Below are 12,336 nucleotides of genomic sequence, written 5' to 3'. Positions count from 1 at the left end.
CCCGCGCGTATACGCGTCGTTCACCTCACCCAATTGTGCGCCACTGCGGGGGGCATTCCTGCGCATTACATTGTGATCTGTGACTACTTGGGCTCCCGACGTCCTCGGCGACGGATATCAGCAGTTGACCATCCCACTCGGAATCGATCCCGACGGCGAAGGTGAGATCGACGCCACACTGGTCCGGTATCAGCCCGAGGGCGGGATCGACCGCACGCCCGCGCGGGCCGTGCTCTACGTGCACGGCTTCACCGACTACTTCTTCCAGCACCACATGGCCGAGCACTTCCATGACCAGGGCTACTCGTTCTTCGCCCTGGACCTGCGCAAATGCGGCCGCTCGCTGAAGCAGGGCCAGACCCCGCACTTCGTCACCGATCTCGCGCTCTACGACGAGGAACTGGGCCGCGCGCTCGCGTTGGTGCGCGAACAGATCGGCGGGGGCACCGTTCTGCTGGTGGCGCACTCCACCGGCGGGCTGATCCTGCCGCTGTGGCTCGACCGGCTGAACAAGCAGCCGGGCGGCAGCGCGGGCGCGGGCATCGCCGGACTGATCCTCAACAGCCCGTGGTTCGACCTGCAGGGCCCGTCCTATCTCCGCACCGTCGGCACCGTGGCCGTCAAGGCGGTCGGCCGGGTCAAGAACCGGCTCGCCGTCAAGCAGCCGCCGATCGACGTCTACGGGCGCAGCCTGCACGTCGGCGCGAGCGGCGAATGGGACTACGACCTCGAGTGGAAGCCGCTGACCGGGTTCCCGGTGACCTTCGGCTGGCTGCGGGCCATCCGGCAGGGGCACGCGAAGCTGCACCGCGGGCTCGACGTCGGGGTCCCCTCGCTGATCCTGCGGTCCCAGAAGACGCACTACTCCTCCCGGTACACCGCCAAGTCCGACGAGGCCGACCTGGTGCTCGACGTGAGGCAGATCGCCCGCTGGGCAGGCTGCCTCGGCGACCGCACCACGATCGTGCCGATCGAGGGCGCCCGGCACGACGTCTTCCTCTCCACCGAGGTCCCGCGCAAGCAGGCCTTCGACGAGGTGGACCTGTGGCTGACCTGGCTGCACGGACACGGCGCATGAGCCACTTCGATCTCGCGATCATCGGATCCGGTTCCGGCAACACCATTCTCGACGACCGGTACGCCGACATGCGGGTCGCGCTGCTCGAGGACGGCGTCTTCGGCGGCACCTGCCTGAACGTCGGCTGCATCCCGACCAAGATGTTCGTCTACGCCGCCGAGGTCGCCCGCACCATCGAGCACTCGAGCAGGTACGGAATCGACTCGCGCATCGACAAGGTGCGCTGGCCCGACATCGTCAGCCGGGTGTTCGACCGGATCGATCCCATCTCCGCGGGCGGCGAACGCTATCGGCGCGACGAGAGTCCTGGCACCACACTGTTTTCCGGCCACGCGAGGTTCATCGGACCGCGACGCCTGGAGACCGGGACCGGCGAGGTGATCACCGCGGACCAGGTGGTGATCGCGGCCGGATCGCGGCCGATCATCCCGGAGGTGGTGAGCCGCAGCGGCGTCCGCTACTACACCAACGACGACATCATGCGGCTGCCGGAGCTACCCGAGCACCTGGTGATCATCGGCAGCGGCTTCATCGCCTCCGAGTTCGCGCACGTCTTCTCCGCGTTCGGGAGCAAGGTCACCATCATCGGCCGCGGCAACCGCCTGCTGCGACACCTCGACGGCGACATCTCGGCACACTTCACCGCCCTCGCGCGCGAGAAATGGGATGTGCGACTGGGCAATCCGGTTAGGTCCGTGCGGGGCGACGACGGCCACGTGGAGGTGGAACTGACGGATGGCAGCGTCGTCACCGGAGACACCCTGCTGGTCGCGGTGGGGCGGGCCCCGAACGGCGACCGGCTCGGCGCCGAGAACGCGGGGGTCGACGTGGATGACGAGGGACGGGTGCTGGTGGACCGGTTCCAGCGCACCACCGCGGAGGGCGTGTTCGCGCTCGGCGACGTGTCCTCGCCCTATCAGCTCAAGCACGTGGCGAACCACGAGGCCCGGGTCGTGCAGGAGAACCTGCTGCGCAACGCGTGGGCGGAGGGCGCCGACCTGGTCCGCACCGATCACCGGTTCGTACCCGCGGCGGTGTTCACCGACCCGCAGATCGCGGAGGTCGGGCTCACCGAGGAGCAGGCCCGCGATCAGGGCCTCGACATCACGGTGAAGGTGCAGACCTACTCTGACGTCGCCTACGGCTGGGCGATGGAGGACACCGAGGGCCTGTGCAAGGTGATCGCCGAGCGCGGCACGGGCCGGCTGCTCGGCGCCCACGTCATCGGCGCGCAGGCGCCGACGGTGATCCAGCCGCTGATCCAGGCGATGAGCTTCGGGCTGAGCGCGCAGGACATGGCAAGGGGCCAGTACTGGATTCACCCTGGCCTGCCCGAGGTTGTCGAGAACGCCCTGCTCGGCCTGGAATAGGCGGCTGCGCCGCCCGTGCGCGGTTGACGAGTCCAGGGACTCGTCAACCGCGCACGGGCGCGGAGCGCCTACCAGCTGCTGGTGCGGAGCACGATCTCGGTGGCCATCTCGGCGGCCGCGCCCTGCGGCACCGAGTCGACACCGTCGAGCTGGACGACCCGGAAATCGGAGTAGACGTGCCGACCGCTGGTGTCGGCCATCGGCCGGCCCAGCGAGTTCCGGATCAGCAGCGTCGTCGGCATTTCCACTGGTGCACAACCGGACTCACGTACGACGCCGTCGAGATCCGGCACCGCGGGGTGCGGGCAGTCCGCGACGACCAGACTCGCGAACCGACCGAAGGTCTTGGCGGCGAGAAGCCAGGCCATCGCGGCACCCTCGCGGTTGCCCGCGAGGTTCACCCACGGCAGCTTCAGCGCGTCGAGCAACGCGATCGCACCGGTCTCGTCGAGTCCTTCGATCGACTCGGGCACGACCGTGCGCAGGTCGGAGTTGTGCAGTCTCTCGCACACCGCGTCGAACACGGATGCGGACTCCCCCGCACCCGGGAGCAGCAGCACGGTGTGCCTGCTCTCGGGGCCGTCGACGCGAACGGTGTAGGTGCCCTCCCCGACGGGAACTTGCGTCAATTCCATGGCTACGGACGGTACGCCATGCAGCTCCGCCGACCATCAGTTGCGCACCGCACCCGTCAGCTCTATGGTTCATTACATGAGTAATGAACCAGTGAGCCTTGCGGGCGGCGGTTCCGGTGAACGACGACGGTAGGCCGCTTTTTCAGCAGATCGCCGAGCTCGTGGAGAACTCCATCATCGACGGATCCCTGCCGGAGGACGGACAGGTTCCCTCCACCAATGAGCTCGCCGCATTCCACCGGATCAACCCCGCCACCGCGGCGAAGGGGCTCGGACAGCTCGTGGCCGAGGGGATTCTCTACAAGAAGCGAGGGATCGGGATGTTCGTCACGATCGGCGCGCGGGACGCGCTGCGATTCCGGCGCCGCGAGCACTTCGTGCGCCAGTACATCGACCCGCTCATCGCGGAGGCCGACAAGCTCGGCATGTCGATCACCGAACTCAAGTCCATGCTCGACAACCGGGAGGAAATCAGATGACCGTGACCGCCCTCGATCCGGAACCGATCGTGTCGGTTCGCGGCATGAGCAAGCGTTTCGGCGACGTCACCGCGCTCGACGACATCTCCCTCACCATCGAACCCGACAAGATCTACGGCCTGCTGGGCCGAAACGGCGCGGGCAAGACCACCCTGATGCAGATACTGACCGGGCAGGACACCCAGACGTCCGGCGACGTAACGGTTCTCGGGGACACGCCGTTCGAGAACGCGCGCGTCCTGAGGAACATCTGCTTCATCAAGGAGAGTCAGACGTACGTGGACGACCTCCGGGTCAAGCACGTGCTCACCGCCGCCGGGCACCTGATGCCCTGCTGGGACCGCGACTTCGCCGACCGACTGCTCGACGACTTCCAACTCCCCCTCGGCCGCAAGGTCAAGAAGCTGTCCAGGGGGATGAAATCCACGCTCGGCGTGATCATCGGGCTCGCCGCGCGGGCCCCGCTCACCCTGTTCGATGAGCCGTACCTCGGCCTCGACGCCGTGGCCCGACACCTGTTCTACGACCGACTTCTCGCCGACTACGCCGAACACCCGCGCACGATCGTGCTGTCCACGCACCTCATCGACGAGGTCAGCAATCTGCTCGAGCACGTCATCGTCGTCGACCGCGGCCGGATCATCGTCGACGACGATGCCGACGAGCTGCGCAGCCGGGCCGTGGTCGCCACCGGGCCGGCGGAGGCCGTCGACGCCTTCGCGGCAGGCGCAAGGGTGCTGCATCGCGAATCGCTCGGTTCGCAGGTCCGCGCCACGGTCCAGCGCTCGGCGACCGAGCCGGAACGCGCCGGGCTGCGCGCTGCGGGCGTCGAGCTCGAACCGGTGTCGATGCAGGACCTCGTCATCGCGACCACCACAGGAGCCAGGGAGATCACCGCATGACCACGCAGACCGTCGACGTGACGACGACATCGTCGAGAACCCAGCCGGAGTCCGGCTCCCGAATCGGCGCCGTGCTCCGAGTGCACACCGTGGCATGGCCGCTGCTGATCGCCTGGCCGGTCGGCATCCTCGCCACCTCCTTCCTGATCAGCTACACGATCTACTTCCTGATCGACAACGATCAGGAAGAGGGCTTCACCGGCAGCGTGTTCTCGGTCTTCGGGTTCGTGCTGGCGTTCTACCTGCAGGCGATGGCCCAGACCTTCCCCTTCACGCTCGGCATGAGCGTGACCCGCCGCGAGTTCTTCTCCGCCACAGCGTTGTTGGCGCTCGCCCAGTCCGCGGTGTTCGCCGCGACGCTCTACCTGCTCTCGGTCGTGGAGGCCGCGACCGACGGCTGGGGCGTGTGGATGCGGATGTTCGGGCTGGCCCGATACCTCACCGACAACCCGCTCCTGCAGTTCCTGACCATCTTCTCGACCCTGCTGCTGACGACGGCGGTCGCCATGGCCGCGGGCGCGATCTATCAGCGCTGGCGGGCCACCGGCCTGCTGGCCGCAGGCGTCGGCGTCTTCGGCCTCGGTGGTCTCGCCGCGATCCTGGTCACCTGGGCGGGGTGGTGGTCCGCGGTGGGCGACTGGTTCGTCGACTCACCGCGGGTACTCCCCCTGGTGGCGCTGCCCCTGGCCGCGACCGCGATCGCGACGGCCATCGCCTGGCTGGCGCTGCGTCGGGCGACCCCGTGACGGACTGAGCCGGCGGTCAGCGGGCCGGGTCCACCGCCGCGCGGCCATGGGTGATCACCGGAAGATCCCGCGGCGCACCGCCATCGATGAGCTCCCCGATCGCGTCCACGTCGAGGTGCCGCTCCACCAGGTCGGCCAGCAGGTCCAACTGCGCGGTCCGCTCCGCCGCCACCGAGGTGTCGGGCGCGACCGTGAACTGCCGCCCGGTGACGGCCGCGACCCGGGTCAGGAACCCGCGGCGGAACTCGTCCGACTCGAGCAGACCGTGCCAGTGGGTGCCGAACACCTGCCCCCGGACGCTGCCCTCCGGATCGCCGTCCGCGCCGCGCAGCAGCGGCGGGTCCGCGTTGCGGACGACGCGGCCGTGGTGGATCTCGTAGCCGGACACCGCAACCGAGTCGGCGGTCCCGGCGACCTGCCGCAGCACCTTCTCGGGCGCGAACTCGATCTCCATGTCCAGCAGGCCCAACCCGGGCACCGTCCCCGCGCCCGATTCGACGTCGTCGACGATGGTGCGGCCGAGCATCTGGTATCCGCCGCAGATGCCGAGGATCGGCAGCCCGGCCTCGGCGCGCGCGTGCAGCGCGTCCGCGATCCCGCTCGACCGCAGCCAGGCCAGGTCCGAGACGGTGGACTTGCTGCCGGGGATCACCACCAGGTCGGCATCCTGCAACCGCGACGGCTCGCCGACCCAGTGCACCGAGACGCCCGGTTCGCAGGCCAGCGCCTCCACGTCGGTCGCGTTGGACACCCGCGGCAGTCGCACCGCGGCCACCCGCAGCCATCCCTGGCCCGCGGGCGCGGCAGGCCTGCCGACCGGGGCGTCCACGACCGTGGACAGCGAGTCCTCGGCGTCGATCCACAGTCCCTCGGCGAACGGCACCACCCCGAGGGTCGGCCGCCCGGTCATCTCCCGCAGCTGGACCAGACCCGGCTCCAGCAGCCCCACGTCGCCACGGAACTTGTTGACCACGAACCCGGCGATCAGCGCCTGGTCCTCGGGCGAGAGCACGGCGAGGGTGCCGAACAGGTGTGCCAGCACGCCCCCGCGGTCGATGTCCCCGACGACGATCACCGGAAGCGACGCCGCCCGGGCCAGCCCCATGTTCGCGAGGTCCGTCGCGCGCAGGTTGATCTCGGCGGGCGAGCCGGCGCCCTCGCAGATCACCACGTCGAATTCCGCTCGCAGCGAGGCCAATTCGTCGCCGACGACGCCCCTGAGCCACTCCCGGTGCTCGATGTAGTCGCGGGCCCCCACGTTCGTCACCGCCCGGCCGCGGACCACCAGCTGGGAGGTGCGGTCGCTGCCCGGCTTGAGGAGCACCGGGTTGAAGCGCACGCTCGGCTCGAGCCCGCAGGCCCGCGCCTGCAGCGCCTGCGCCCGCCCGATCTCGCCGCCGTCGAGGGTGACCACCGAGTTGTTGGACATGTTCTGCGCCTTGAACGGCGCAACCGACACCCCGCGCCGGGCCAGCATCCGGCACAGCCCGGCCACCAGCACGCTCTTGCCCGCGTCGGAGGTCGTTCCGGCGACGAGCAGCGCACCCTTCACGGCAGCGTGAGGATTTCCGCGCCCGTGTCGGTGACGACGATGGTGTGCTCGAACTGGGCCGTCCACTTGCGGTCCTTGGTCACGACGGTCCAGCCGTCGTCCCAGATGTCGTAGTCGACGGTGCCCAGGTTGATCATCGGTTCGATGGTGAACACCATGCCCGGTTCGATGATCGTGTCCACGTTCGGCTGGTCGTAGTGCAGGATGACCAACCCGTTGTGGAAGGTCTCGCCGATGCCGTGGCCGGTGAAGTCGCGCACCACGCCGTAGCCGAAGCGGTTGGCGTAGGCCTCGATGACCCGGCCGATGACGTTGAGCTCGCGGCCGGGCTTGACCGCCTTGATGGCACGCATCGTCGCCTCGCGGGTGCGCTCGACGAGCAGGCGGTTCTCCTCGGACACGTCACCGGCCAGGAAGGTGGCGTTGGTGTCGCCGTGCACCCCGCCGATGTATGCGGTGACGTCGATGTTGACGATGTCGCCGTCCTGGATGACCGTCGAGTCGGGGATGCCGTGGCAGATGACCTCGTTCAGCGAGGTGCAGCAGGACTTGGGGAAGTCCTTGTAGCCCAGCGTGGACGGATAGGCACCGTGGTCGATCATGTACTCGTGCGCGATGCGGTCGAGCTCGTCGGTCGTCACGCCTGGCGCGACCGCCTTGCCCGCTTCCTGCAGGGCCTGCGCGGCGATCTTGCTCGCCACCCGCATGGCCTCGATGGTCTCCGGCGTCTGCACCCACGGCTCGTTGCCCTCGTTGACGGTCGGCTTCCACGCATATTCCGGCCGCTCGATGTTGGCGGGGACGGCGAGCGTCGCGGAGACGGTTCCGGGGCTGAGCTGGGTGCGAACTGACATACGGACAAGGGTAGACGCACCGCGTCGGCACAGGATCAGACGCACCGCGTCGCGGTCTCACCGCGACGCGGACCCGGTAGCGCCGAGGTCAACCCTGTTTGGGCACCCAGTGATCGACCTCCAACTCGAAATGGTGTTTGAGCTCGCCGTACGCCGCACGCTCGGCGTCCTCGCCCTCCCCGTACCGTTTGATCGCCGTGTCGCGTGCCGCCGCGAAGGCCGCCTGCGCCTCCTTGGACGATCGCCGCACTGTCTGTGGGAGCTCGGTCCGGTTCACCGCTGCCCCTCCTTCGGTGGTCGAGGCCTCATTTCTTGTCCCTCGATTGTCCGCCCCATCGGCGGCTCCGCGAAAGCGGCAGGCCCGATTTCTCCGGTCGACTGACACGCCAGGGGAATCCCCGCGCTGTCGGCGACAGGTGGTACCAACAGAGGCAGGATTCCGATCGCCCCGACCCGGAGGTACCACCCATGGCCTGCGCCGCGTGTGCCGACTCGCTCGACCACTGCCACGGAACCCTGATCGTGCACCGCACCGACCCGGCCGAGTGCACCGAGGAGCACTGCGCCGACCTGGCCCTGATGCGGCATCCGTTGGTCCTGGACTGCGCCGACGTCCCGCTCGGCTGCCGCTGCGCGGAGGACGCCTCCCAGCGATCTCGGGCGTCGTAGGCTTCGAGAATGACGATGGGCCACGACGCGGCCGACCACCCGGAACGGGACGCGGAGTGGAACAGAGAAGCACGCCACGAGACGGAGACGGAGCGGCTCGACCGTAACTGGGCGAGCATCCTCCAGGAACTCCGTGTCGTGCAGACCGGCGTTCAGTTGCTGACCGGATTTCTGCTGATCCTCCCGTTCCAGGAGCGATTCGGCGAGCTGTCCACCTACGAACAATGCGTGTACCTGGCGACGGTGCTCCTCTCGATCGCGGCCACCGTGCTCCTGATCGCCCCGGTTGGTATGCATCGGATCCTCTTCCGGCGGCGAAAGCTGGGCACCCTCGTCGCGTCCGCGCACCGACTCGAACTGTGGGGCCTGGTCCTGCTCGGACTGACGCTGACCGGAGTGGTCATGCTGATCGTCGGAACGGTGGTCGACCCCATCGTCGGCGCGATCGCAGGCGGCTGCGCCGCGTTCGCCTTCGGCTACTTCTGGATCGTGCTTCCGTTGCGCTATCGGCGCGACTGACCCGCGTCGGCCACTTCCACCGCCTGACCCCACATGTTTGAATTGGACATATCGGGCGATCGCCTCGGGCGTTCGTCGCTCATGGATCTGAGATGGGGTCCGATCAGCGTGAGTCCGGCATGAATTTTCCTGTGTATCCGTCGGTGGGGGTCGAAGAGGAGTTCCTGCTGGTGGATCCAGCAACGGGACAACCGCAGATGCGTAACGCGGAGGTCGTGTCGACGGCGACGGAACTCGGGGTCCCCCTCCAGCTCGAGCTCTCGCAGTGTCAGGTCGAGACGAACTCGCCGGTGTGCTGGGACAGTCAGGGGCTGCGCAGGCACCTGCTCGCGATGCGCGCGACCGCCGCCGACGCCGCGGCCCGCAACGGGAGCAGGTTGCTCGCGGCCGGGACCCCACCCCTCGGACCGTCCCGCATGCCGGTGAGCGATTCAGAGCGCTATCGGCGGATGGCGCGCCGCTTCGGGACGCTCGCGCTCGAGCAGGGCATCTGCGGATGCCACGTCCACGTGGACGTCCACGACCGCGAGACCGGCGTCCAGGTCTGCAACCACGTCCGGTCCTGGCTGCCCGCACTGCTGGCCCTCAGCGCCAACTCACCCCTGCATCGGGGAGCCGACAGCGGCTACTCGAGCTGGCGCACGATCCTCTGGTCGCGGTGGCCGGTCTCGGGGCCGCCGCCCCTCTTCGCCTCGGCAGAGCGCTACGACTCGTTCGTCGCGATGCTGGTCGACAGCGGCAGCCTGCTGGACGAGCGAATGATCTACTGGGACATCCGTCCCTCATCCCACCTGCCCACCGTCGAGGTGCGGGTCGGTGACGTGATGCCGACAGTCGACCAGACCGTCCTGCTGGCAACGTTGGTTCGCGCCCTGGTGATGACGGCGACGCGATCGGTCGAACGCGGCGACATGCCGCCCGATGTCGGACTCGAGACGCTGCGCGTGGCCAATTGGATCGCCGCGAGGGACGGCCTGACCGGGGAGGGCCTCGACCCGCGCACCTCCAGCCCCGTCCCCTATGCACGCCAGCTGGAACTGCTGCTCGACCACGTGCACGATGCGCTGGACGAGCTCGGCGAGTTCCCGTGGGTCGAGTCCGCGCTCAAACACCAACTCGCGCACGGCAACGGCGCGGTCTGGCAGCGCCGGAGGCTGGCCTCGAGCCACAGCGTCGAGGAGGTCGTCCGATCCGCGACGGAACGAACACTCCTGAGCTGCGGGCCCCAACCGGCGACGTGACCGCCGGCAGGCGGTCCCGCGTCAGAACGTGGTGTTGATCGGCCCCGGGGTCCACAGCCCGGATCGCGGCGTGGTGGTGACGTCGAGGGTCGCGGGATCGGCGGTCGGGTCCAGCGGCGTGAACTGCTCGATCTCGCCCCAGTCCCGGCCCCAGTCCTGATCCAGGTAGGACGGGATGGTCCTGGCCGTCAGCAGCATCTGGGTCCAGCCGAGCGGCCCGCCGCCGAAGTGGTCCTGCCACAGGTTCGTCGTCATGGCGCCGACCCGGTCCGGGAGGATGCGGTATTCGGGGATCTCGGCCACACCGTCGTGATGGTCGAACGGACGCTGACACGGGAACGCGAGTCCGACGGACCAGTCGACCAGGACGGGCGTCTGCGACCCCACCACCGAGTTGAGCGTCTGGGTCAGGGGCACCCGCGGCGGGGTCACCGCGAGCCACTGCTCCGGATCCCGGTCGTTGTCGGACGCGACGATCCGGACCACGTCGGCCTCGGCAGGCAACGCGTCGAGCGGGACCCGGAGGTTCCGCCATGACGGCGCGGGGCCCGGGTCGAGCGGGGCCACCGCGCCGAGGGCGACCGCCGTGCCGTCGCCCTGCCCGGTTCCGTACTCGACCACGAGGTTCTGCCCCTCCGTGACGATTCCGTCGGCGTCGACGGATCGGATCCGGCCTGCCGCGGCGATGGAGATGAGGTCGCCCCTCGAACCGTCGGAACCCGCGGGCGGGAGCCGGTACCAGCCGGTCGTCAGGGCGGGGGTGTCGCCGGCCTGATGGCTGCCGAGCACCGGCGTGGTCGCCGGGTCGAGGCCGTACGGGAGGGCAACCGCGCTGCCGTTGATGCCGACCCGCCCGGCCCCGCCTGCCGTTCCCGCCGCGTTGCCCGTCTTCGCCTGGTCGGTGTTCGAGTCGACCGAGTTCGCCGTGACCGAGGCCGATTCCTTGTCTGCACTCAGGTCGGCGGCGACACCGTTCGGCTCGAAGCCGACAGTGCCCGGCCCGGCCAGTGCGGTCGCGGGGCTACCCGAGAGCGGTTGCAGCATGGAGGCATTCGGGTCGGTCTCGACCAGCACGTCGTTGGCGAGACCACAGACCTGGCCGCCGAGCGCGTTGAAGTTCGCACGGCCGACGGAGTACGCCGGGTACTGCGCCACGGCGCCCTTGGCGAGCGAGAGAACCTCGAAGAGCACCATCGCGGCGGCGGCGACGGTGAGCGGGGGCATGGCCCAGAGTCGGCCGCCCTCCCGCGAACCGTTGCCGGAGTGCGGCTCTCGCACGTGGTACCAGACCGCGACGAGCAGCATCGCCATCGTGGCGCCGAGCAGAACGGTGCCCGCGCCGAGTCCGCCGATCGAGACCGGCTTGTCCCACCACGGCACGCTGTAGCTCGAGACGTACCACCAGCCGTTGCTGCCGGTGAACGACATGGTGAGCACGAACAGGACCGCCGCTGCGAACAACGCACGGTTGCGGGGCGACCGCAGCACGTGGACGCTCACGGCGACCGTGGTCAGCACGGCCACCGCCCCGGCCAGTCCGGCGTAGATCCCGAGGTGGTGCGTCCATTTCGTCGGCGTGAACATCATCAACACCATGGCGCCGAGGGTGATCCCGAGGATCCGTCGCGCCGGTCCTGCCGCGATACCGGGGATGCGGCCGCCCTTGCGGAGCATCGCCAGGATGCTCACTGCCACCCCGAGGATCATGAGGAAGATGCCGAACCGCCGGGCCAGCGATCCGTCCGGCGAGATGTTCAGCAACCACTGGTAACGCAGGTACTCGTCGAACCACTTCATGTTCGGCCCCGCGACCTCGTGCACGCGCTGCATCTCGAAGACCGCCGCCAGTGTCTGGCCCGCGAAGATCACCGCCAGGATCGCGGTGCCCGACGCGACGAGGGGCAGCAACAGCGCGAGGTAGCCGACCGTCTTCGCGCGGGCGACGACGATCTGGGCGATGGGGCGCAGGCCCGCGATCAGCGTGGCGAAGCAGATGATCCCGGACGGTCCGACCGAGAGGGTCATGGCGGCGACCAGGATCGCGACCGCGGCGGGGAGCAGCCGTCGGGTGGCGATGGCGCGCTCGACCGAGCACCAGGTCAGCAGCACGCCCGCCGCGACAACCGGTTCGGGGCGCAGCCCGTTGTTGTACGGGAGCCAGACGGCGAGGAAGACCAGCCCGCCGGTCCACAGGGCCAACCGGTTGGCACGCGCCGCCGCGCCGAGGCGGGGCACCACCTCACGGCTGAGCACCAGCCAGGTCACGATGCCCGCGATAAGCGCGGGCAGCC

13 protein-coding genes are annotated in these 12,336 nt (G+C 69.1%); 8 read left to right on the top strand and 5 right to left on the bottom strand.

Translation table 11 applies throughout. From position 1 onward, the window contains the following. Positions 1-79: 79 nt before the first annotated feature. Positions 80-1,078 carry an alpha/beta hydrolase gene (locus tag RM1_RS15840; RefSeq protein ID WP_072752669.1) on the top strand — a complete coding sequence of 333 codons (999 nt, stop codon included), beginning with the start codon at positions 80-82 and terminating at the stop codon, positions 1,076-1,078. Then, positions 1,075-2,448 carry a mycothione reductase gene (gene mtr / locus RM1_RS15835; protein WP_072752667.1) on the top strand — a complete coding sequence of 458 codons (1,374 nt, stop codon included), beginning with the start codon at positions 1,075-1,077 and terminating at the stop codon, positions 2,446-2,448. The genes RM1_RS15840 and mtr overlap by 4 nt, the downstream gene beginning before the upstream one ends. Positions 2,449-2,516: 68 nt before the next feature. Here the strand turns inward: mtr and RM1_RS15830 are convergent, their stop codons facing one another. Next, positions 2,517-3,083, bottom strand: a complete 567-nt coding sequence (locus RM1_RS15830) for an alpha/beta fold hydrolase (RefSeq protein WP_072752665.1) — start codon at positions 3,081-3,083, stop codon at positions 2,517-2,519. Between the two features lie 116 nt (positions 3,084-3,199). On the opposite strand from RM1_RS15830, the gene RM1_RS15825 reads away from it, so the two are divergent. From RM1_RS15825 to RM1_RS15815, 3 genes are read left to right on the top strand one after another with little or no spacing between them, the layout of a single operon-like run. Beyond that, a complete protein-coding gene (locus RM1_RS15825) occupies positions 3,200-3,562 on the top strand; it encodes a GntR family transcriptional regulator (protein ID WP_072752663.1) in 363 nt (120 codons plus the stop codon). Continuing rightward, on the top strand, positions 3,559-4,464 hold the full coding sequence (locus RM1_RS15820; RefSeq protein WP_072752661.1) for an ABC transporter ATP-binding protein: 906 nt from the start codon (positions 3,559-3,561) through the stop codon (positions 4,462-4,464). The genes RM1_RS15825 and RM1_RS15820 overlap by 4 nt, the downstream gene beginning before the upstream one ends. Further along, entirely contained in the window at positions 4,461-5,210 is a 750-nt protein-coding gene (locus tag RM1_RS15815) for an ABC transporter permease (protein ID WP_072752659.1), read from the top strand. The genes RM1_RS15820 and RM1_RS15815 overlap by 4 nt, the downstream gene beginning before the upstream one ends. A gap of 16 nt (positions 5,211-5,226) precedes the next feature. On the opposite strand, the gene RM1_RS15810 is transcribed toward RM1_RS15815, so the two are convergent. From RM1_RS15810 to RM1_RS15800, 3 genes are all read right to left on the bottom strand, one after another. After that, positions 5,227-6,762: a cobyric acid synthase gene (locus RM1_RS15810; RefSeq protein ID WP_072752658.1), complete on the bottom strand. Its 1,536-nt coding sequence runs from the start codon at positions 6,760-6,762 to the stop codon at positions 5,227-5,229. After that, entirely contained in the window at positions 6,759-7,616 is an 858-nt protein-coding gene (gene map, locus RM1_RS15805) for a type I methionyl aminopeptidase (protein ID WP_072752656.1), read from the bottom strand. Before map ends, RM1_RS15810 begins: the two co-directional genes overlap by 4 nt. 88 nt (positions 7,617-7,704) lie before the next feature. Further along, positions 7,705-7,893, bottom strand: a complete 189-nt coding sequence (locus RM1_RS15800; protein ID WP_072752654.1) for a ChaB family protein — start codon at positions 7,891-7,893, stop codon at positions 7,705-7,707. Positions 7,894-8,084: 191 nt separating this feature from the next. Between RM1_RS15800 and RM1_RS15795 the strand changes: the two genes are divergently transcribed. The 3 genes from RM1_RS15795 to RM1_RS15785 all read left to right on the top strand — a co-directional run bounded on the left by RM1_RS15795 (position 8,085) and on the right by RM1_RS15785 (position 10,045). Then, the gene (locus tag RM1_RS15795; protein WP_072752652.1) at positions 8,085-8,285 is read left to right on the top strand and encodes a hypothetical protein; all 201 of its coding nucleotides are present in this window, start codon (positions 8,085-8,087) and stop codon (positions 8,283-8,285) included. A 15-nt stretch (positions 8,286-8,300) separates the two neighbouring features. Continuing rightward, positions 8,301-8,804 carry a DUF6328 family protein gene (locus RM1_RS15790; protein WP_072752773.1) on the top strand — a complete coding sequence of 168 codons (504 nt, stop codon included), beginning with the start codon at positions 8,301-8,303 and terminating at the stop codon, positions 8,802-8,804. A gap of 92 nt (positions 8,805-8,896) precedes the next feature. Further along, on the top strand, positions 8,897-10,045 hold the full coding sequence (locus tag RM1_RS15785; RefSeq protein ID WP_072752650.1) for a carboxylate-amine ligase: 1,149 nt from the start codon (positions 8,897-8,899) through the stop codon (positions 10,043-10,045). A 21-nt stretch (positions 10,046-10,066) separates the two neighbouring features. Here RM1_RS15785 and RM1_RS15780 read toward each other — a convergent pair. Next, on the bottom strand, positions 10,067-12,336 hold a 2,270-nt coding region (locus tag RM1_RS15780), incomplete at its 5' end, for an arabinosyltransferase (protein ID WP_072752648.1).

The organism is Rhodococcus maanshanensis NBRC 100610 (assembly GCF_001894865.1).
GTDB classification, from domain to species: Bacteria; Actinomycetota; Actinomycetes; order Mycobacteriales; family Mycobacteriaceae; genus Rhodococcus_G; species Rhodococcus_G maanshanensis.
This window is presented reverse-complemented; position numbering and strand designations above follow the sequence as displayed.

Bases quoted from the DNA above. Each gene is read 5' to 3' on its own strand.
- RM1_RS15795 (WP_072752652.1), top strand. From the start codon at position 8,085: ATGGCCTGCGCCGCGTGTGCCGACTCGCTCGACCACTGCCACGGAACC.
- map (WP_072752656.1), bottom strand. From the start codon at position 7,616: ATGTCAGTTCGCACCCAGCTCAGCCCCGGAACCGTCTCCGCGACGCTC.
- RM1_RS15785 (WP_072752650.1), top strand. From the start codon at position 8,897: ATGGGGTCCGATCAGCGTGAGTCCGGCATGAATTTTCCTGTGTATCCG.
- mtr (WP_072752667.1), top strand. From the start codon at position 1,075: ATGAGCCACTTCGATCTCGCGATCATCGGATCCGGTTCCGGCAACACC.
- RM1_RS15830 (WP_072752665.1), bottom strand. From the start codon at position 3,083: ATGGAATTGACGCAAGTTCCCGTCGGGGAGGGCACCTACACCGTTCGC.
- RM1_RS15790 (WP_072752773.1), top strand. From the start codon at position 8,301: ATGGGCCACGACGCGGCCGACCACCCGGAACGGGACGCGGAGTGGAAC.
- RM1_RS15815 (WP_072752659.1), top strand. From the start codon at position 4,461: ATGACCACGCAGACCGTCGACGTGACGACGACATCGTCGAGAACCCAG.
- RM1_RS15820 (WP_072752661.1), top strand. From the start codon at position 3,559: ATGACCGTGACCGCCCTCGATCCGGAACCGATCGTGTCGGTTCGCGGC.